General features: G+C 31.1%; 16 protein-coding genes. 14 read left to right on the plus strand and 2 right to left on the minus strand.

Translation table 11 applies throughout. The annotated features are described in order from the left end of the window. The first annotated feature begins 6 nt into the window (after positions 1-6). The gene (locus CPAL_RS11625) at positions 7-855 is read left to right on the plus strand and encodes an NAD(P)/FAD-dependent oxidoreductase (protein WP_061858439.1); all 849 of its coding nucleotides are present in this window, start codon (positions 7-9) and stop codon (positions 853-855) included. Between the two features lie 143 nt (positions 856-998). On the opposite strand, the gene CPAL_RS11630 is transcribed toward CPAL_RS11625, so the two are convergent. Both CPAL_RS11630 and CPAL_RS11635 read right to left on the minus strand, forming a co-directional pair. Continuing rightward, a complete protein-coding gene (locus tag CPAL_RS11630; RefSeq protein WP_106024695.1) occupies positions 999-1,529 on the minus strand; it encodes a cell wall hydrolase in 531 nt (176 codons plus the stop codon). A 110-nt stretch (positions 1,530-1,639) separates the two neighbouring features. Beyond that, positions 1,640-2,647: a hypothetical protein gene (locus tag CPAL_RS11635; RefSeq protein WP_061858440.1), complete on the minus strand. Its 1,008-nt coding sequence runs from the start codon at positions 2,645-2,647 to the stop codon at positions 1,640-1,642. Positions 2,648-2,840: 193 nt separating this feature from the next. Between CPAL_RS11635 and cdaA the strand changes: the two genes are divergently transcribed. The 13 genes from cdaA to CPAL_RS11700 all read left to right on the plus strand — a co-directional run bounded on the left by cdaA (position 2,841) and on the right by CPAL_RS11700 (position 22,365). After that, positions 2,841-3,686 (plus strand): diadenylate cyclase CdaA, encoded by an 846-nt coding sequence (gene cdaA, locus CPAL_RS11640; protein ID WP_106024670.1) that lies wholly within the window; start codon positions 2,841-2,843, stop codon positions 3,684-3,686. After that, positions 3,659-4,957 carry a CdaR family protein gene (locus CPAL_RS11645; RefSeq protein ID WP_061858442.1) on the plus strand — a complete coding sequence of 433 codons (1,299 nt, stop codon included), beginning with the start codon at positions 3,659-3,661 and terminating at the stop codon, positions 4,955-4,957. The genes cdaA and CPAL_RS11645 overlap by 28 nt, the downstream gene beginning before the upstream one ends. Positions 4,958-4,977: 20 nt before the next feature. After that, positions 4,978-6,576, plus strand: a complete 1,599-nt coding sequence (locus tag CPAL_RS11650) for an NAD(P)/FAD-dependent oxidoreductase (RefSeq protein WP_061858443.1) — start codon at positions 4,978-4,980, stop codon at positions 6,574-6,576. A gap of 72 nt (positions 6,577-6,648) precedes the next feature. After that, on the plus strand, positions 6,649-8,001 hold the full coding sequence (gene glmM, locus CPAL_RS11655) for a phosphoglucosamine mutase (protein WP_061858444.1): 1,353 nt from the start codon (positions 6,649-6,651) through the stop codon (positions 7,999-8,001). Between the two features lie 194 nt (positions 8,002-8,195). Then, positions 8,196-9,611 carry a PTS mannitol transporter subunit IIBC gene (locus CPAL_RS11660; RefSeq protein WP_106024671.1) on the plus strand — a complete coding sequence of 472 codons (1,416 nt, stop codon included), beginning with the start codon at positions 8,196-8,198 and terminating at the stop codon, positions 9,609-9,611. 17 nt (positions 9,612-9,628) lie between these two features. Continuing rightward, the gene (locus tag CPAL_RS11665; RefSeq protein ID WP_106024672.1) at positions 9,629-11,689 is read left to right on the plus strand and encodes a BglG family transcription antiterminator; all 2,061 of its coding nucleotides are present in this window, start codon (positions 9,629-9,631) and stop codon (positions 11,687-11,689) included. Continuing rightward, complete coding sequence (locus CPAL_RS11670) at positions 11,690-12,130, plus strand: PTS mannitol transporter subunit IIA (protein WP_061858447.1); 441 nt, start codon at positions 11,690-11,692, stop codon at positions 12,128-12,130. 1 nt (position 12,131) lies between these two features. Further along, positions 12,132-13,286: a mannitol-1-phosphate 5-dehydrogenase gene (locus tag CPAL_RS11675; RefSeq protein ID WP_061858448.1), complete on the plus strand. Its 1,155-nt coding sequence runs from the start codon at positions 12,132-12,134 to the stop codon at positions 13,284-13,286. A 487-nt stretch (positions 13,287-13,773) separates the two neighbouring features. Next, entirely contained in the window at positions 13,774-15,600 is a 1,827-nt protein-coding gene (glmS, locus tag CPAL_RS11680) for a glutamine--fructose-6-phosphate transaminase (isomerizing) (RefSeq protein WP_061858449.1), read from the plus strand. Positions 15,601-15,988: 388 nt separating this feature from the next. Next, entirely contained in the window at positions 15,989-16,801 is an 813-nt protein-coding gene (locus tag CPAL_RS11685) for a TnsA endonuclease N-terminal domain-containing protein (RefSeq protein WP_106024673.1), read from the plus strand. Positions 16,802-16,826: 25 nt separating this feature from the next. After that, entirely contained in the window at positions 16,827-18,965 is a 2,139-nt protein-coding gene (locus CPAL_RS11690; protein ID WP_106024674.1) for a Mu transposase C-terminal domain-containing protein, read from the plus strand. Beyond that, complete coding sequence (locus CPAL_RS11695) at positions 18,962-20,617, plus strand: ATP-binding protein (RefSeq protein ID WP_106024675.1); 1,656 nt, start codon at positions 18,962-18,964, stop codon at positions 20,615-20,617. The genes CPAL_RS11690 and CPAL_RS11695 overlap by 4 nt, the downstream gene beginning before the upstream one ends. Continuing rightward, positions 20,614-22,365: a TnsD family Tn7-like transposition protein gene (locus CPAL_RS11700; protein WP_106024676.1), complete on the plus strand. Its 1,752-nt coding sequence runs from the start codon at positions 20,614-20,616 to the stop codon at positions 22,363-22,365. Before CPAL_RS11695 ends, CPAL_RS11700 begins: the two co-directional genes overlap by 4 nt. Positions 22,366-22,383: the final 18 nt, after the last annotated feature.

Here is a 22,383-nt window from a genome sequence, read left to right on the forward strand (position 1 = left end):
AAGATTTTGGGCGAAAGATATGATATAGCTATTGTTGGCAGCGGTCCAGCAGGATTAGAAGCAGCTATAAATGCTAAAATAAGAAATAAGAATGTAATTATTTTTGGAAATAAGGATTTTAGTCCTAAGCTTATGAAGGCGCCTAAAATTAATAATTATTTAGGATTTTATAATATATCTGGTAAAGAGTTAAAAGAAAAGTTTGAAAGCCATATTAAGAATATGGGAATAGAAATAACAGAGGAGAGAATTGACTCTGTATATGCTATGGGAGAATATTTTGCTCTAATGGTAAATCAAAAGATGTATGAAGCTAGAGCTGTAATATTGGCTACAGGCATAGAATATGGCAAGCCTATAAAAGGTGAAGAAGAGTTTTTAGGTAAGGGTGTAGGGTATTGTGCTACCTGTGATGCCCCTCTTTATAAAGGTAAAGTAGTCACAATAATAGGTTATAATAAAGAAGCTGAGCATGAGGCTAATTATGTAAGCGAACTAGCTTCAACAGTTTATTATGTTCCTATGTATAAAGGAAGTTTAGAATTAAACTCCAATATTAAAATTGTAAATGATATACCTAAGGAGATAGTTGGAGAGGATAGGGTAACAAAGCTTGTTTTGAATAAGGAAACTATAGAAACAGATGGAATATTTGTACTTAAGGACAGCATATCTCCAAGTCAGTTAGTTCCGGGATTAGAGATGGAAGATGGACATATAAAAGTGGATAAGAATATGAGAACAAACATTAAAAGATGTTATGCTGCAGGAGACTGTACAGGAAAGCCTTATCAGTATATAAAGGCAGCAGGTGAAGGCCAAGTGGCTGCATTAACAGCAGTAGATGAGATATAAAAAAAAGTATGTGAAATTTAAAGTTATAGTAGATAATATTTAAATTAATATAGGAGGCAGTTCACGCAAGGTGAACTGCCTAAATGTTTTTCGCATTTAAGTTTACTATATATTTATAATTAATTAGTTATATTATCAATATGTTAATTTACTACGAAAAATACATGATTGCCAATTCTCTTGGAGTTTTTCTTATCTACATTTTTCATCCAAGAGGAGGTAGCAATTTTAGGATTATAAAAGAAAACTGCGCTGTCAGTTGGATCTTTACCTTTAAGAGCATCCATAACAGCTCTATAAGAGTTTTCATCTGGAGTTACATTTATTTTTCCATCTTTCACGCATGAAAATGCCGCCTTTTGCTTTATTACACCTTCTATGTTATTAGGAAACCTAGAATCTTTTAAACGGTTTAGTATAACTGATGCAACTGCTACCTTTCCTTTATAAGGTTCAGCACAGCTTTCTGCATATACAATTTGAGCCATTAAATGTATGTCATCTTTAGTTATATAGAAATTTTGTCCTTTATCATTAAATACTGTTACAACTTGAGATTCTTCTTTGTATAGAGTTTTTGCTTCGGAATCACATATTACCTTTGCGTTGGCATAATAAAAAGAAGTTGTTAACATAGTAATCAAAGTTATTATGCTAACAAGAAATTTTTTCATTTTCATTATCCTCTCCTTTAAAATTATTGGAGCTAATTTAAAGTGGGCTATTGATATTGTTCCCGATAGTAAAAAAATAATTCAAAAAATAATTAAATTTAACAATAATTCTAAACAACTTTATCTTCAAATTCATTATATATTCTTATAAAGTTTTTATAATCATTTTCTACAACCTGCATTTGCTGCTCAGGAGTGTCATATAACTCATTTAGCTTATCGTTATTTGTAAGCCCAGATATAGATATGAGCTGCTCTGTTTTTACAGAATACTTTAAATTTTGTATATATGTATCATATTCATCTAAAACCTTAGCAAAAGCTTCATATACAGATAAAGCATCATTTGGAATAGTTAAATTGGACAAATCTGTTTTTATTCTGGCTATAGCGTTTTCTGTATTATCTAATTCCTTTAGCAAGTTTTCGTATCCGCTAACATTATTTCTAGAATGAATAATAGTATTCATGTAATCCTTCTTTATTTGACTAAATTGATTTGATATATCATTAAAAGTAAGAAGAAAATCTCGATTTTGACTTAAGGCTATTTGAGCATCAGTATTTTGTCTAATTTGCTTTTCAGTATAAGCTATGGCATTGTTTAAGAATTCTAAACTTTCATTAGGCAATGAAAGTTTTATTCCCTTAATAGAAACTAAAGCATAATAATTCATGCAATCGTTTCTGTTTTTTTCAAGCTCAGCTAAAAGATTTGAAAGATCAGGGTTTTTAGGGTTGTTAACTATAGAAAGTATATGTTTATACATTAATATATTATTTTTTAGCCCTAAAACTAAGTTATTATGATCTTCAGCGTATTTATTTGTTACAATTAAACCTTTAATTCTTGAATATGAATTTTCCAAGGAAGTTATAGATTGTGAAAGGGAAGAAGATATTTTGTCTATATCAATAGTTTGCCCTTTTGTAAAAATATACGAGGATTCATTTATTTTATTTATATTGTCTATTTCTGTTTTTATTTTTGATATATAAGGTGTTTGAGATTTACTTGTAAAAAAGTAATATGTTCCGCAAAAAACAGCTGCACCTATAAGAATGGCGCTTATAACAAAAGATAGAGGTGTAAATAGCTTTTTGCTGAATTTCTTCAAAATATCAACTCCTTCAATATAATTTTAATTTTAAATATATTAGGATATTTTTTCTAGTATATCATAAAATTATATAATTTATTCTCGAAAATTATTCTGTTAAATATTTTGTTAAATAAATAAGCTTTTTATTATTAATAAAGTAACAATGGTGTATAATTATAGTAGACATTAATTGTAAGAGGTGAAAAAATTGGATATTGTTAATATAATTATTAATACTGTAAAAGGTATTAGCATTTATTCCATACTTGATATTATAGTGGTATCATATATTTTTTATAAGTTTTACATGCTTATGCATGAGACAAGGGCAGAACAGCTTTTAAAAGGAATTTTATTTATAATTTTACTTATTCCCATAAGCAGTTTGCTTCATTTAACTACATTAAATTGGATTCTTAATAAGACCATAACTATAGGGGTCCTTTCTTTTGTTATTATATTTCAGCCAGAAATAAGAAAGGCTCTTGAACACATAGGAAGAAGTGCATTCAATGATAAACATATTTTGGAAGATGAAGAGAAAATGAATATGATTATAACGGAAATCGCTAATGCTGTGGAAAATTTATCTAAAAGCAGAACGGGAGCTCTTATTGTAATAGAGCAGACCACAGGCCTTGGAGATATAATAAGCACAGGAACAAAATTAGATTCAGTAGTTTCAGCGGCTTTGCTAGAAAATATTTTTGTAGTAAATACACCTCTTCATGATGGAGCCTCTATTATTAGAAACGATAGAATAGCAGCAGCAGGATGCTTTTTACCTCTTACTAATAACAATGATATTAATAAACAGCTTGGAACAAGGCATAGAGCTGCTATTGGAATTTCTGAAGTTTCAGATGCTCTAGTAATAGTAGTATCAGAAGAAACAGGAGTTATATCTCTTGCCGTAAACGGAAACTTGACAAGATATTATACAAAAGAAAGACTTAAGGATATTTTAATAAGGATAATTAAATATAGAAAAAGTAAAAAGATAACCTACAGGGAGAAGGTGAAGGCATGGTTCAAAAAAGCAGAGAACAATTAATTGTTAAGATATGCTGCGTAATTGCTGCTTTTATTTTATGGCTATATACTTCTAACGATGATAATACAATTAAAACTTATAGGATATCAAACATTCCTGTAGAGATAGCTAATCAAGATTATTTGAAACAAACAGGGCTTATACTTTCACCAAATCAAAAGTTTTCAATGTCCCTAAATGTAACTGGAAAGCCAGCTGATATTTATGCAGTAAAGCCAGAACAGTTTAAATTAGTTGCAGATTTGAGCGGATATGTTATGAAAAAAGGAGAAAACAGAGTACCAGTAAACATAGTTAAAAGACCTAGTGGGAATATTAATATTGTAAATGATGGAGCCATGTGGATATTTGTTGATGTTGATAGTTATAAGGAAAAGACTTTTGAAGTTGAAGCTAAGGTAAAAGGAGATTCTAAGACAGGTTTTTATAGTGAAAAGCCAGTAATAAAACCTAAAACTGTAACTGTAAGTGGAGCTGAGACCTATGTGAACTCTGTTCGTAAGGTTATAGCAGAATTAGATCTTAATGGTGTAGATAAAAATATTAATCTTGCTGTTTCATTAAAGGCGGTAGACAGCCTTGGAAAGGAAGTAAAGGAGGTAACTTTAAGTCCTAGCACTTCAGATGTATTTGTTTCTGTTCAAAAAACAAAAAATGTAGGGGTAAATATAAAAACCACTGGAGATTTGCCAAAAGGATTTATTTTAAAAAGTATAAAGCTTTCTAAAGAAAACTTTATATTAGCAGGAGATTTTAAAAACATTAATGCTGTATCTAACTTAGAGACAGAACCTATAGATTTAAGTAAATTAAAAGATGAAGTTTCTAACATTACAGTTAAACTCATAGTGCCTGATAATGTAAAAATTATAGATGGAAGCACTACTGTAGATGCGCAAATCATATTAGACAAAGTTGTTGAAAAAAACATAACATCCAATATTGAAGTTAAGAATTTACAAGATGGATTTTTGGCTAAATTGGACAAAGAAACTTTGTCGATGGTTATATCTGGAGGTAAGACTTACATAGATTCTTTAAAGGAAGAAAGTATAAAATGTTATATAAATCTAGAAAATTTAGATGAAGGAGAATATACAGTACCAATAAAATTAGAACTTCCTCAAAACATTACTATAGTATCTCAGAGTGCTAAGTTTGTTAATGTAAGCATAGTTGCAAATGATAGCAAGACAACTGGGGGAGAAAAGGATAAGAATTCTGGAGGAACATCAGAGGAAAATACTACTTCTACAAATGCTAATAATTAATGTACTGGAGGATAAACCGCATGACTATTAGGATAAACAATTTAGTGTTAGATATAGATGAAGATATTGAGTTATTAAAAAAGAAGGCAGCTAAAAAGCTGAGAATAGATAAAGAAGATATAAAAAATTTTAAGATACTTAAGGAATCAATTGATGCAAGAAAGAAAAATAACATAAAATTTAATTATAGCGTTGAAGTTAAGTGTGATAATGAAAAGAAGGTTGTTCAAAGAGCTAATAATAAAGATGTAAAGATAGAGGAGTCTGTAGATAGAGAAAAATTAATTTTTGGAAATAAAAAAATGGAGCATAGACCCGTGGTTGTAGGAATGGGGCCAGCAGGAATGTTTGCAGCTTTATTATTAGCTGAAAATGGGTATAAACCTATTGTAATTGAAAGAGGGGAAAAGGTAGAAGATAGAACTAAATCTGTAGAAAATTTTTGGAAAGATGGAAAGTTAAATTTAGAGTCTAATGTGCAGTTTGGAGAAGGCGGTGCAGGAACCTTTTCTGATGGAAAGCTTACAACTAGAATAAAAGACAGAAGGTGCGATTTTGTTCTTGAGGAATTTGTAAAGGCTGGAGCACCAGAAGAAATTACTTATATTGGTAAGCCTCATATTGGAACTGATATATTAAAAGAAGTGGTTAAGAATATAAGGGAAAAGATTATACGTTTAGGAGGAGAAGTAAGATTTAACAGTAGACTAGAAGATTTAAAGATAAAGAATAATAAGCTTGAAGCAGTAATAATAAACGGAGAAGAAATTCCCTGCGAAGTATTGGTACTAGCTTTAGGGCACAGCGCTAGGGATACCTATGAAATGTTATTTAAAAGAGGAGTTTTTATGTCTCCAAAGCCTTTTGCAATTGGTGTTAGAATAGAGCATTCTCAGAGATTTATAAATGAAAATCAATATGGCAAGTTTGCATTTCATCCAAGGCTTAGAGCAGCGGATTATAGATTGTCATACACAAGTAAGATAACAGATAGAGCAGTATATAGTTTTTGTATGTGTCCAGGAGGAGAGGTTGTTGCAGCAGCCTCAGAGGAAGAAAGACTTGTGGTAAATGGTATGAGTTATTATAAGAGAGATAAAGAGAATGCTAATTCAGCCATTGTTGTAACTGTTGGAGAAAAGGACTTTATAGGAGACACTCCACTAAAAGGAATGGAATTTCAAAGACATTATGAAAGCCTTGCCTATAAACTAGGAGGAGGTAATTATATTGCACCTGTTCAACTTGTAGGAGATTTCTTAAAGGACAGAGTTTCAACTAAACTTGGAAGTATAAAGCCAACATATAGACCAGGTTATGAATTTGCAGATTTAAGAAGGTGTCTTCCAAGTGGAGTTATAGATACTCTAAAGGAAGGATTAATAGAATTTGATAAGAAGATAAAAGGCTTTGCCTCAGATGACGCAGTTATGACAGGAGTTGAAACAAGAACTTCAGCCCCTGTAAAGATTGAAAGAAATGAGAAGTTCCAAAGCATATCTTTAAAAGGATTGTATCCATGTGGAGAAGGAGCAGGATTTGCAGGAGGTATAGTGTCGGCTGCAGTTGATGGAATGAAAAGTGCGGAACACATAATGATGGAATATAAACCAAGTTAAATTAGACGTTAAATAAAAAATATAATATAATAAGTGATGGTATACAAAAAACATGTGAAGAGAGGTAGCAATATGGGTAGATTGTTTGGAACAGATGGAGTTAGAGGAATTGCCAATAAAGAACTTACAGCTGAACTTGCCTATAAGCTAGGAAGAGCAGGGGCCTTTGTTTTAACAGAAGGAACTCATAAGCCAAAAATATTAGTTGGAATGGATACAAGAATTTCAGGAGATATGCTTGAGAGTGCTTTAGTTTCAGGTATTCTTTCAGTAGGTGCAGAGGCGGTTTGTGTAGGTATTATACCAACACCTGCTGTAGCATATCTTACAAGAAAATATAATGCAGATGCTGGAGTTGTAATTTCAGCTTCTCATAATCCTGTAGAATACAATGGAATTAAGTTCTTTAACAGTAATGGATATAAGTTAAAGGACGAATTAGAAGATAAGATACAAAGCATAATAGAAAATGATTTTGATGGAGTGCCAAGTCCAACTGGAGATGAACTTGGAAGAAAAGTTATGGAAGAATCAGCATTAGAGGATTACATACACTTTGCTAAGTCAACTATAGATGTGGACTTAAAAGGGCTTAAAGTAGCTTTGGATTGTGCTAATGGAGCAGCGTATAAGGCAGCTGTTGAGACATTTAGACAATTAGGTGCAGAGGTTGAGGTTATAAACAATGACCCTGATGGAATTAACATAAATAAAAATTGTGGTTCAACTCATCCAGAAGAATTGATGGATTATGTTGTTAAGAAGCAATGTGACTTAGGCCTTGCCTTTGACGGAGATGCTGATAGATGCCTAGCTGTAGATGAAAAAGGAAATCTTATAGATGGAGACTTTATACTTGCTATTTGTGGAAAATACCTAAAAGAACAAGGCAAGCTTAAAGGAAATATGATAGTAACAACAGTAATGGCAAATTTAGGACTTGATATAGCACTAAAAAGGGAAGGAATATCATCTATAAAAACTAAGGTTGGAGATAGATATGTTCTTGAGGAAATGATTAAGGAAGGATATGTTCTAGGTGGAGAGCAATCAGGGCATATAATATTCTTAAATCATAATACTACCGGAGACGGCCTTGTAACAGCTCTTCAAGTGGCAGCAACAGTTAAGAAAAGTGGCAAAAAGTTATCAGAACTTGCATCAATGCTAACAAAACTTCCACAAGTTTTAGTTAATGCAAAGGTGTCTAATAATATGAAAGACATACATGAAAAAGATGAAGAAATAGCAAATGAAATAAGAAAGATAGAAGAACAACTAAAAGGAAAAGGAAGGGTCTTAATAAGACCTTCTGGAACAGAACCATTAGTAAGAGTAATGCTAGAGGGAGAAAATCAAGAGGAGCTTGATAAGATAGCACATTCTCTTGCTAAGATGATAGAGGAAAAAGCAAAATTAGCTTAAAAGCTTAAAAAGCTTAGGGGGATTAGATTCTTACATACTTCCTAAGCTTTTTTTATGTGTATTTATGCTTAATTTCAAATTTGTCATAAAAAACATATCCTTAATTTGAACTTGTTAAAATTGAAAACGTATACCCAGTCATTTATTATAATAAGTGTAATAATTAATATTTAAATAATAAGAGGTGTATTCTAATGAAAGAAAAAAGATCATCTGGAAAAGAAAAAGTACAGAGATTTGGTAGATTTTTAAGCGGAATGGTTATGCCAAATATTGCAGCTTTTATTGCCTGGGGACTAATAACAGCATTATTTATAGAAACAGGATGGGCTCCTAATGAGAGCTTTGCAAAATTAGTAGAGCCGTTGATGAAATATTTATTACCAATACTTATAGGATATCAAGGTGGTAAGCTTGTACATGGTGAAAGAGGTGCAGTTGTTGGTGCTATAGCAACAGCTGGTATCGTAGTAGGTTCTTCTATTCCAATGTTCCTTGGAGCAATGATAATGGGACCTCTTGGTGGATATCTAATAAAGAAGTTTGATAAGCTTATAGATGGTAAAGTAAAGGCTGGTTTTGAAATGTTAGTAAATAACTTCTCAGCAGGTATTTTAGGTGGATTTTTGGCCTTACTAGCATTTAAGTTTATAGAACCAGTAGTTGCTGCTGTATCAACAGGATTGGGAGCAGCAGCACAAGCAATTACTGAAAAAGGACTATTACCTTTAATAGCTATAGTAGTTGAACCAGCAAAGATATTATTCTTAAATAACGCAATTAACCATGGTGTTTTTTCACCATTAGGAGTTCAACAAGTACAAGAAGCAGGAAAATCTATATTCTTCTTATTAGAACCTAACCCAGGTCCAGGATTCGGTATACTTTTAGCTTATATGTTATACAGTAAAGGAACATCAAAACAATCAGCACCAGGGGCAATTATAATTCACTTCCTTGGTGGAATACATGAGATATATTTCCCTTATGTATTAATGAAACCAGTATTATTATTAGCTGTAATAGCAGGTGGAATTGCTGGAGATCTAACTTTTGTTTTAACTAAAGCTGGACTTGTAGCATCACCTTCACCAGGAAGTATAATTTCACTTATGGCTATGACACCTAAGGGTGGACATTTAGGGGTGTTATTAGGGGTTATTATAGCAACAGCAGTATCTTTCTTAATAGCATCGATTATTATAAAAAGAAGTGCTGGTGAAGAAGATAATATTGAAGAAGCACAAGCTAAGATGAGAGCAATGAAAGCTGAAAGCAAGGGTCAAAAGGTCAGCGAAGCTACATCTGCTGTAAGTAATGGAAAAAGAGAAAATATAAATTTAATAGTTTTTGCTTGTGATGCTGGTATGGGGTCATCAGCTATGGGGGAATCTATATTGAGAAAGGCTCTAAAAGATGCTAACATTACAAATATAGAAGTGAAACACTCATCAGTTGACAGCATTCCAGCTGGAGCAGATATAGTATTTACTCAAGAAAATCTAAGTGAAAGAGCTAAAAAATCAGCTCCTGATGCAGAAATTATTACAGTAAAGAACTTCTTGGATCGTTCAAGATATGATGCATTTATAAATGAACTGAAAAAATAAAAAACTAGGTGAATTAGATGAATAACTTAGCTCCTAGACAACAATTTATATTAAGTAAAATATTAAATGAAGGTCCTTTAAATATAAAGGACCTTCATAAACAACTTAATATAAGCGATAGAACTATTCTAAGAGAAATAGCTTCTATTAATAAGGTATTAAAAAGGCATAGTGTACACATATTTAGCGATGAAAACATGAATCTAACCATATCAGGAAATAGGGAAAGTATTGAGGAAATTAAAATATCCTTAGAATCTGTCCCTATACAATGGTTATTTAGTAAGGAACAAAGGCAAATAATAATTGCTTGTGAATTAATAATGTCTAAAGAAGCATTAAAAGCTTCATATTTTAGCCATAAATTTAATGTGGTTATGGGAAGCATAAGTTTAGATTTAGACAGTATTGAAAAATGGTTGACTACTAAAAATCTATGTCTCATTAGAAAAAGAGCATATGGTGTAATCATTAAAGGTTCAGAATGGAATAAAAGAAATGCCCTAGTAGATTTAATTTTTGAGTTTAAACCATTTGAAGAATTATTGGAATTTTTATATGATAAGAAAATTGATCAAACAGTTGCTGCTTTTTTTAATATAGTTTTTGGAGTGGAAGAAATTACTCTAGTAAAAAGTATATTGAAAGAAGTTAGTAATAATTTATTTCAATTAAATGATATAAAATATTTTAAACTATTTATTCATATTTTATTAGCTATAAAGAAAACTGAGAATGGAGACAATATTGTTTTACCAGAAAAAATTAAAAATGAAGTCATGGTTTTAGAAGAATATAAACAAATTCAATATCTTAATGAGGTATTGATTAAAAATCAAATAAATTTACCGAATGATGAGTTGGTTTATTTATGGCTAAATTTGACTGATTATAAGTATTTTTCTGGTAAAGAGAGAACAAGTCACATAGAATTAGATATCAATTATGATGATATAGCTAAAGAACTTATAGAAGAAGTATCAAATAAGATCAATATAAATATTGCAGCAGATCATGAATTGATAAGAGGATTGTCTCAGCATTTTAGACAGACAATTCATATGTTAAGTTTGGGATTAAAGGTTGTAAATCCTTTGATTAGTGAAATAAGAAATCATTATCCAGAGTTGTTTAAAATTATTAATAATGCATGTAAATTAATTTTCTCAAGGTACAATCTAAAGATTCCACCAGAAGAAGTTGGATATATAACTATGCACATAGATGTTGCTATTCAAAGACATCAAGCAATTTTGAGAAAATTAAATGTGTTAATTGTATGTCCAGGGGGAGTAGGAACATCAAGAATATTATCTAATAAAGTAAAAGCTATTTTCCCTGATATAGGAAATGTTTCTATAGGATCATTGCACGACATCAGTTCTAATATAGATTGTGAAAAATATGATTTAATATTATCAACTGTACCTATTAATCAAGAGGATAGGTTTCATAATGTACTAGAGGTATCACCATTTATGAGTAAGGATGATATAGAAAAGGTAAATAATTTTATTTTTAATTTTAAAACCAATACCAAAAATGTATTTATAGATGAATCATCTATAATTGATTCTCAAGGTATTGAAAATACGGAATATGAAATAGTAGATGATATGCTGAAAAACTTTCGATTAAAGAAAACAAAAGCTAGTTCAATTGAAGAGCTAATAAATTTTATTGTAGATGATATTGGTGAAGCTAAATTAACCAGTAATAAGGATATAATTAAAAAACTTATACTTAAAAGAGAGGAAAAAGGGAATGTAGTAATACCAGGAACTGGTGTAGCATTATTACACACTAGAAGCGATGAAATGGTTATTCCTTTTATAGGAGTATATAGAATAGATGAACCTCTGTGCATGGGAAGTATAGGATTTACAACAGAAGACGTAGATACTTTCCTTGTAATGATAGCACGAGAGAATGAAAGTAATTATATACTAAAAGTTTTAGGAAAAGTAAGTATTTCCTTAATTGAAAAAAAGGATTTTATAAATTTATTAAAGCTTAGTAATATCGCAGATATTAGAAATTATCTAATTGAAACCGTAAATAACAAGGAGGAATATTAAATGGCTACAGAAATTTTAACTAAAGAAAACATTGTATTAAATCTTGCATCAGAATCTAAGAATGATGCTATAGAAAGAGCAGGTAAGCTTTTAGTTTCTAGAGGATATGTTAAAGAAAATTATATAGAAGGTATGAAGGCCAGAGAATTTGAGGTTTCTACTTTTATGGGTAATGGAGTTGCCATTCCACATGGAACTAATAATCATAAAGCAGAAATAATAAAGTCAGGGATAGTTATTCTTCAATACCCAAATGGCGTTGATTATGGTGATGGAAATACTGCTTATATAGTAATAGGCATAGCTGGAAAAGGCGATGACCATATGGAGATATTATCTAAAATAGCTTTAACAATTTCTGATGAAAACAACGTTGAAAAGCTTAAGAATGCAAAAACTCCAGAGGAAGTAATAACAATTATAGAAGAAGGTGCAATGTAATATGAAGGCTATACATTTTGGAGCAGGAAATATAGGAAGGGGATTCATTGGATATCTTTTATCAAAATCAGGATATGAAATTACTTTTGTAGATATCTCAGATTCTTTAGTAGATGCTATAAATAAATATAAGGAATACACTGTTATAACCTTAAGTACTTTAGAATCTAAAGAAAAGATAGAGGGTGTAAGTGCTGTACACTTAAACAATAAAGAAGAATTGCAAAAGATAATTATGGATGCAGATCTAATAACTACTTCCATAGGAGCTAATAATTTAAAAAGTACTGGTACTTTACTAAGAGAGCTTTTAGAGAAAAAGATAGAGAATAATACAAAAGAACTTGATATAATTGCATGCGAAAATGCATTATTTGCTACAGATATGCTTAAAGAGTCAATATTAGAAGGGGCTAGTGAAAAATTAAAAGCTTATCTAAAGGAGAAAGTAGGATTCCCAAATAGTGCAGTAGATAGAATAGTTCCTAATGTAAATGTTGAAAAAGAGTTACCAATAGATGTTGCGGTTGAAGATTTTTATGAATGGGATATTGAGAAATATAAAGTGAAAGTTAATGATAATATACAAGGTGCAGAATATGTTAATAATTTAGGACCATATCTTGAAAGAAAATTATTTTTACTTAATGGTGCTCACGCAACAACTGCTTATTTAGGCTATCTTAAAGGATATACATTTATACATGAAGCTATAAAAGATGAGTTTATTAGAAAAGTTGTTTTAGGATTTCACTCTGAAGCATCAAAGGCTTTAAGCGAGAAGCATAAAATAGATCTAGATTCTCTAAAGGCTTATGCGAAAAAAATAATAGGAAGATTTGAAAATACTTATTTACAGGATGAGGTTTATCGTGTAGGGCGTGACCCTGTCAGAAAACTATCTAACAATGATAGATTAGTAACTCCATTTAAGCTTTGTCATGAGTTAAATCTAGAATGTGAAAATATTGCAGTTGGTATAGCAGCAGGATACCTATTCAATTATAATGAGGATAATAAATCACAAGAGGTACAAAATGATATAAAGATTAATGGACTTAGAAATACAATTGCTAAAATATCTGGATTATCAGAAGATAGTAACTTAACTGATATGATTGTAAAAAAATATGAAGAATTAAAAAATATGTTTTAATAATGAATTATATGGGGAGTAGTTAAAATAACTTCTCCTCAATTTTTGTAAAAGTTAAACTTACATTAAAAATGTGAAAAAAATTTGAAAGTTCATATATAATAAATAGTATTAGTATCACAAATAAATTGACATATAATATAATATAAAATATAATGTATTGGAAGCTTGTAGATTGTAATTATTTAATAAGAAAGGAGGAAAGAAGTAATTAATTTAAAGCGCTAGAGGTTAAGAATATTTGATTAGTTCAGTAAGTTTGAAGAACTAGATCAAGGGAATTAGATTTCCACTTAACCTGACGAGGATGGGGAGTATCGAAGATTTCAGCGGGTGCCCCACGGTATAAATACTACCGTTAAAGACTAGCAAAACTGGAAAGCGATTTTCAGCACAAATCTAGTCGGGTATTTAGATACAAGCTTCCTTTTAAAATACTTGTAATAAAATCACAGTAAATATTAATAATATTGAGAGGAAGATAATTATGTGTGGAATAGTAGGATATTTAGGACCAAAGAAAGTAGCACCTATATTAATTGAAGGACTAAGCAAGCTTGAATATAGAGGATATGATTCAGCAGGTATTGCAGTTATTGAGGAAGGAAGTATTGCTGTTCAAAAGTGTAAAGGAAGATTAGTAAATTTAGAAGAAAAGCTTAATAACTATGAACTAAGTGGAACTATAGGAATTGGACATACTAGATGGGCAACTCATGGAGAACCATCTGATACTAATTCACATCCACATGTTAATGAGGATGAAACTATAGCAGTAGTTCATAATGGAATTATAGAAAACTATCTTGTACTAAAAGAATGGCTATTATCAGAGGGATATAAATTCAAATCAGAAACTGATACAGAAGTTATTCCTCATCTTGTAGATTACTACTATGAAGGAGATTTACTAGATGCAGTAATGAAAGCTGCTAAGAAGTTAGAAGGAAGTTATGCTATAGGAGTAATTTGCAAAGATGAGCCAGATAAATTAGTAGCAGTAAGAAAAGATAGTCCACTAATAGTTGGAGTAGGTAAAGATGAAAGCTTTATAGCTTCAGACATTCCAGCTATATTAAACCATACTAGAGATATATATCTTCTTGAAGATAATGAATTTGTGCTAATCGATAAAACTGGAGTTAAGATATATAATTCTAATAAAGAAGAAATTAAGAGAGATATATATCATGTAACATGGGATGCTAATGCAGCTGAAAAAGGTGGATATGACCACTTTATGTTAAAGGAAATTCATGAACAGCCAAAGGCTATTAAAGATACATTAACTTCAAGAATAATGATTGGAGAAAAAGTTAGACTGGATAATATTAAATTAACTAAAGAGGATCTTGAGAACATAGATAAAGTTTATATTGTTGCTTGCGGAACAGCTTATCATGCTGGAGTTGTAGGAAAAGCCGTTTTAGAAAAATTAGTAAAAATACCAGTAGAAGTAGATGTAGCATCAGAATTTAGGTATAGAGAGCCATTATTAAATGAAAGAACTCTTATGATTGTATTAAGTCAATCAGGAGAAACAGCAGACACACTTGCTGCTTTAAGACTTGCTAAAAATAATAATGCAAGAGTAATTGCAATAACAAACGTTGTAGGAAGCTCTATAGCAAGAGAAGCAGACGATGTACTTTATACTTGGGCTGGACCAGAAATTGCAGTTGCATCAACAAAAGCATATGTAACACAGCTTATTACTATTTATATTGTAGCGCTATATTTTGCTGAACTTAAAAATAGTATTAAGTCAAATGAAATAGAAAAGATAAAGTTAGAATTATTAAATCTATCAGAAAAAGTTGCTGAGATTCTTGATGATGAAGAGAAGATTAAGAAGATAGCTTATGAAATAAAAGATAATGAGGATATGTACTATTTAGGTAGAGGCCTTGATTATCTAGTAGCTATGGAAGGATCATTAAAAACAAAAGAAATTTCATACATTCATTCAGAAGCATATGCAGCTGGAGAACTTAAACATGGTACTATTGCATTAATTGAAGAAGGAACGCCAGTAATTGCATTAGCTACTCAGGAACATTTATTTGAAAAGACTTTAAGTAATGTTAAAGAAGTTACAACAAGAGGTGCAAAAGTTTTAGGAATAGCTATGGAAGGTCATGATTACATTGAAAAGATAGTTGATGATGTAATATATATACCAAGAGTTATCCCTATACTAGCACCAGTATTAGCTGTTGTACCACTTCAATTATTATCATACTATATAGCTAAAGGTAGAGGCTGTGACATAGATAAGCCAAGAAACTTAGCTAAGGCAGTTACTGTTGAATAGTAGATATAGAATATAATTGAATTGTTTGTAGTTTTAAAATAAAGTTGTTTACTAAAAAAATAAAGTTGTTTACTATGAAAATAAAGTCGTTTACTAAAGAAAAATAAAGTTGTTAACACGCATAAAAAAGGGAAGTTGTGGATATAATACCAATGTATATTTATACAGTAGTTGGAGTGGGAAAATGAATAAGATTATAAAAATGTTTCTGCAACAACTAAATATGTTTTTTAATTTAGAGATTGTCTCAAAATGGTCTGATAGAAATATCAGGCCATTTTTTTATGAAATATTTTACTGTATCGTAGTAAGTTTACTATGTCATACAAAATATTAAATAAAAAACAAAATTTGATCTAATATTCATTATGGAAAGGTTAAGAGAATAATGTCAAGAAAGAAGAAAGTTTCTATGAGAGAACAAATGGAAAAGAAAATAAAAAAGGGAGCAGGACTTGGAACGTTGAAGATGTATGTACCATTTATAAAAACACAGGATGTATCTTCAAGGGGGAGGTCCACAAGGATAAAAAGCTGGAAGACAGGAAGAGTACATCATTTCCTATCCGACCTTGAGAGGGACTACTTTCTATTGTTAGAGTGGGAAGACCAAGTGTTAGATATTAGAGAGCAGTTTCCACTTCTTCCGATAGAAATGACAATTAATATTGCAGACTTAATTGGAGTTAGACATCCTACTGATCCTAAAACAAAAGAGCCTGTAGTTATGACAACAGATTTCTTGATTACATTAAAGCAGCATAATAAAGTTTTTGATATTGCAAGAGCCTTAAAATATACCAATGAATTAGATAAATATAGAACAATCGAAAAGTTTGAAATAGAGAGGAGATTTTGGACTTACAAAGGGATTAACTGGGGTATAGTTACTGAAATGGAGATAAATGCAACTATGGCAGATAATATTAGAGAACTACATCAAAGTTACTGGTTATGTGATGATCCATCTTTTAATCAAAAGGATGTAGATGTTTTTTACGAGTTTTTTATCCAAATGGCTAAAACTTATCCTGAACTTCCTGTCATTTATCTGACAAAAGAGTTTGATAGGAAAACGGGTTGTTTATATGGAACGGGAATTCAAATACTTAAATATTTGCTGGCACACAAAATTATTAAAACAGATATGACCAGAAAAATATCTTACAGAGAGAGAAAATTAGGAGACTTTTCTTCCTAAATGTATATTAGGGTGGTGTAAGAATATGGATAAATTCTATGTGAACGACTTATTTCAGGTAGTAGATAATGAGAATATTGAAGATGGAGCTATTAAAAGAATTTTATGGATAGAAGAAGATTATACCTATTGCTTTATCATAGATATTTCATCTCCGAAGGCTTTACCTGAAATAGTGCATATTAACGATCTACACACTAAATTGGAGAATAGCAAAATAATAAGGGTGAATAGTGATCCATATTTCAAAAATGTTGATAAGGAAAATAACAGTGAAGGATATAAAGCAAGGATAGGTAAGGCAATCAAAGTCATAAATTTAATTGCAAGAGAAGATAATGAACCAGATATATACAATGAGAGCACAAGAGGTAATCTTGTGAAAAAAGCTATTAAACAACTTAATATTTCTAAACCTTCTATATACAAATACTTAAGAAGATACTGGCAAGGTGGCAAGAGAGATACCGCACTATTGCCACATTATGATGTATGTGGCCTTAAAGGTAAAGAAAAAAGGATAACAGGTGCTAAAAGAGGAAGACCTAATAAAAATGAGCAAATTCAAGGAATTAACATAGATAAAAATATAGAAACAATTTTTAAAAGCTCTATTAAAAAATGGTATAACAACCCCAAACAAATAAAGTTATCTAAAGTCTATCAGCTAATGCTGGAGAAGTATTTCAGCGTGAATGGTAATTTGTTTCCTGAAGGAAAATATCCTACTATGGGACAGTTTTATTATTGGTATCATAAGTTGAAGGATGAAGTTAATGAAAAGAAAAGGCGCTTTAGTGATAAATATTACAATCTCAATAATAGACCTTTACTTTCTAATACAAATTCAGAAGTTTTTGGCCCAGGTTCAAGATTTGAGATTGATGCTTCTTACAGTAAAGTCTATTTGGTAAGTCGACTCGATAGAAATCAAGTAATCGGAAAAGCAGTGGTTTATTTGATAGTTGATGTTTTTAGTAGAATGATTACAGGCCTATACGTAGGATTTGAGAATCCTTCATGGACCGCAGCATCTATGGCTTTGGCAAATATGGTAGAAGATAAAGTAGCATTTTGCAAAAGATATGGAATTGATATTACCGAAGACCAGTGGCCGTGCAAATATGTGCCTTCGATAATTCTGGCAGACAAGGGTGAATTTAAATGGCATATGCCTGAAAGTTTAGCAGAAAACCTAAATATAACAATAGAAAATACTGCTTCGAGTAGGCCTGATATGAAACCGAATGTTGAAAGGGGATTTGGAATTATACGTTCACACTTTGAATTCTTACTGGATGGGGTAGTTACTAAAAAAATCAGGGAAAGAGGCGAAAAAGACCATAGAACAGAAGCAATAATTGATATTTACCAATTTACACAAATTGTTATTAACATAGTTCTCTACATGAATAACCATAGGTGGATAGATTCATATAACCTAACTAAAGAAATGATAGAAGATGGGGTAAGACCAATTCCAATAGAGTTATGGAACTATGGTATTGAGAATTGTTCTGGAAAACTTATGAGTGTGCAAGAAGATATTTTTAAATTTAATTTACTTTCTAAAGAGACAGTTACAATATGCAGAGAAGGGGTTAGGTTCATAGGGCTATATTACTATTTTGAAAACCAGAAATATAATGACCTAATTTTAAAGGCTGGTGTAAGCGGAAGTAAAAAAATTGAAATTCGGTATGACAAGAGAGATATATCATATATTTATATCTATGATCACGAAACAAGGACTATTGAAAGAGCGGCTTTATTGGGTAAAAGCAAACAATATGAGGGTATGTCCTATGATGAAGTAAAAGAGGTAATGAGCAATTACCGTCTGCAAAAAAGTAAATATGAACATGAGCAAATCCAAGCAAATATATATTTGAACCGACAAATTCAGAATATCATGGGAAAGGCAAAGGATATGTCAGGACGGACTGTGGAAAAGCATAATAAAAGATTAAAAGTAAGTGATATGAAAGAGCATAGGAAAGAAGAAAAAGAGAGAGTAAGGAAAGAAGAAAAGTTTGTATTCTTAAACCAAGAAAATGAAAATATACAAAACATTGAAAAACCTAAAACTGACGTTATTGCAGAATATTATTCTAATGACAACATAGGGGAAATTTTAAAAGAAATAATGGAGGAAAAAGAATGAATATTCGTGACATTTGTCAATACGAAGCAGCAGTTTACAAAGAGCAACCAATAGATGAGTTTAGAAACAATCCTCTTATTGAGGCACTTCCTAATTTATGCAGTATTAATGATATGCTTAAAAAAATGGTATTAGTGCCGCATTATACAAGTAGCGAGAGGAAATTAGAAAACTATATAAGGATACACAAACTTGAAAATTTAAGAAGAATTATTATACCGTTGTCGAAACACAAGGAAATTGCTTTAAATATATCGAGCGTATTAAGACATGGGTATGTCTCAAGAAACCCTTTAAGCCCAGAAAATGTGAGAAAACTAAATATGTTATCTGAAATTTTTAAAGACGATTCAATAAAAAATAATCTTCAGAATTATAAAACCTATAACTTTCAAATAAGCCAATCCGCTATGGGTTTTGCTATTATTGGATTAAGCGGAGTGGGTAAGAGCAAAGCGGTTGAGAGGGCATTGGCAAGCTATCCACAAGTTATATACCACGAAAGATATAAAGAAAGAAGTTTTACCCATACTCAAATTGTCTGGCTGAAATTAGAATGTCCTGCAAAGGGTTCCCCAAACGGATTATGTATAAATTTCTTTGGGGCTATAGATAGTATACTAGGTACTGATTATGCAGAAAGAATTATAAGAAAAAGGGCATCAGTTGAAACAATGATGCATTACATGAGACAACTTGCTTTAAATTATTCCATCGGCTTGATAATCATCGATGAAATCCAGCACCTTTTAGATTCACGGACTGGAGCAAATTTGATTTTAAATTTTTTAGTAACTTTGGACAACATTGTTGGAGTTCCGATTATTCTAATTGGCAATTATACTGCTCTTGATGTTCTTCGAGGAACTTTTAGGCAGGCAAGGCGTGCATCTGGTTCTGGCGAAGTATTTTGGAATAGAATGGATAATAATGTTGAGTGGAAGACCTTCTTACCATATATCTGGAAGTATCAATGGACAAAGAATGAATGTGAGCTTACACAAGAAATTATGGATACTATGTATGAAGAAACTATGGGGATTGCAGCATTAACTATTGAATTATACAAAGCAGTCCAGAGAAGGGCAATACTATCTGAAAAAGAAATTATAACTCCAGAGTTAATAAAAATTGTATCAAATGAAGAAAAAATTATGACAAAGCCAATGAGGGTTGCATTGAAAAATAATGCGTATGGTGAATATGAATTCTATCGGGATTTGCGTGAAAAGGACGGGAATGTGTATGCTTACAGTGACAAGCATAAAGATATTATACTACAGGCTAAAAAGAAAAAGGCTGTGCAACCACAAGATAATGAGGAAGTCGAGCTTGCTTTTAATAAGATTTATTTATGGTTACTTGAAAGGGATATAGATAGCGATATGGCAAAAGAGAGGGCTGACGAAATAGTAAAAAACTATGATACCAGCACCCCTATTGAAGAACTCCAGAAGATAGCTTTAAAGAGTCTTATTAAGGAGAAGATCGAGAATATTGAAAAGCGAAAGAAGTCCAGCCCAATTGAAGATGGAGATTTAAGAAAAATGTACAAAGAAAAAAAACAGAATGACTCTGATATTTATTCAGTATTAGAAAAAAATAATCTGATAAAGAATCCTGATGAATTATACAAAGGAGAAAAACAATGATACCATTTTTTTTTGATCCATATCCTGATGAAGCAATTTATAATATTTTTTTGAGATACTTTAAAAGAAACCTCAATTTAGATATTGAAAGTGCATTAAGAGATTTATTTGGAAAAAAGAGTATTAATCTGGGACTTTTTTTGCCGAGTAATTTAGATTATTTTTGTAATGAAGTAAGGAAGGTATCCTCATATACATTTGAATACTTTTTAGATAAACATACTGTGTATCCCTTATTTCACCCATTCTTGACTGATAAGATAAAAAAAGAGGTAATAAATTTTATAAAGTATGGGGGGATTAGCAATATAAATTATAAGTTGGGAATCAATAATCAAACAGAGTTTCAGATTAAAAGTATAAAATATTGTCAAAAATGTATTACTGAAGATGAAAGTAAGTATGGTGAACCTTACTTACATAGGGTTCATCAGATACCATTTAATAATATATGCCTTCTACACAATCAAGTGCTTTCGGAATTAGATCTACCAAAGGGTATAAAAAATAGAAAATTTATTGGAATTGAGGACATCCTGAAAAATGATAACCTGCAAAAAGTAAAAATTCCTGTAGATGCAAATTTATTTGAAAAGTATAAGACATTATCCCAAGATATTATGGAAATTATTGATGGTAGATTAAATGGCTATAACTTGGATTTAATATACAGGAAATATGAGCATAGGCTGTATAAAAGGAATTATATAAGTGTTATGAATAAGATAAGGTTAAATGCTTTAATAAAGGATTTTGAGGATTTCCATACAAAAGAGTTTTTGCATTCAGTTAATGCGGATGTAGACGTAGATTCATCAGTTAACTGGCTTGCTACTGTTTCGAGAAGAAAGAGTAAAATTATTCATCCTTTAAAGCACTTACTTTTTATTAGATTTTTATTTGGAAGTATTGATGGCTTTATTAGTGCAGAAGAGAATGAATATAAGTTTTTTGGAGAAGGGCCGTGGCCATGCCTGAACCCAGTTGCTGACCACTATATGAAAGATGTTGTGGATGATTGTAAAATAACGAAAAATGATCAAACTGGAAATCCCCAAGGTACTTTTACCTGTTCTTGTGGGTATATATACTCCCGCAGTGGGCCAGATGAATCTGAAGACAGCAGATATATTAAAAACGTAGTAAAAGCCTTTGGAAAGGTATGGGAGGACAAACTTAAGTATTATATAGAAAATACAGATTATGGAGTTTATAAACTATCAAAAATTATGGGCTGTTCCACAAAAAGTATAAAAGTATATGCGGAAAAGTTAGGAATTTATGATAAGTTGGGATTGGGTGAGAAGGCCTACCGTTATCGGATGAATAGTCAAAATACAAACGAACAGGACTTGTTGCATCTCTATAAAAATGAGTTACTGGAATATATAAATAGTAATCCAGGGCATTCAAGGAGTGAAATAAGGTTAAATCGAAGAAAGCAATGGAGATATGTAGCAAAAAATGATAAGGAATGGCTGGAAGCTAATTTGCCTGAACCCATACCACACAAACTTAATTTTGCTGACTGGAGTAAAAAGGACATTGAGCTGGCAGAAAAAGTTTCGGAAGCAATTTCTGAAATTAAGAAGTCTGATAAGAACAAAAGGGTAACTATTAACCTTATACAAAACCGTATTAATTATTACTCTTTAGGGAAGAACCTCAATAGACTTCCAATAACAAAGCAGATTGTAGAGAGTTATCTTGGTAGCATCAAAAGCTGCAAAGATAATAGTTTAAAATAGAAAACTGTTAATGTAAGG

Origin of the sequence: Clostridium thermopalmarium DSM 5974 (assembly GCF_002995795.1) — a bacterium.
Lineage (GTDB): Bacteria > Bacillota > Clostridia > Clostridiales > Clostridiaceae > Clostridium_H > Clostridium_H thermopalmarium.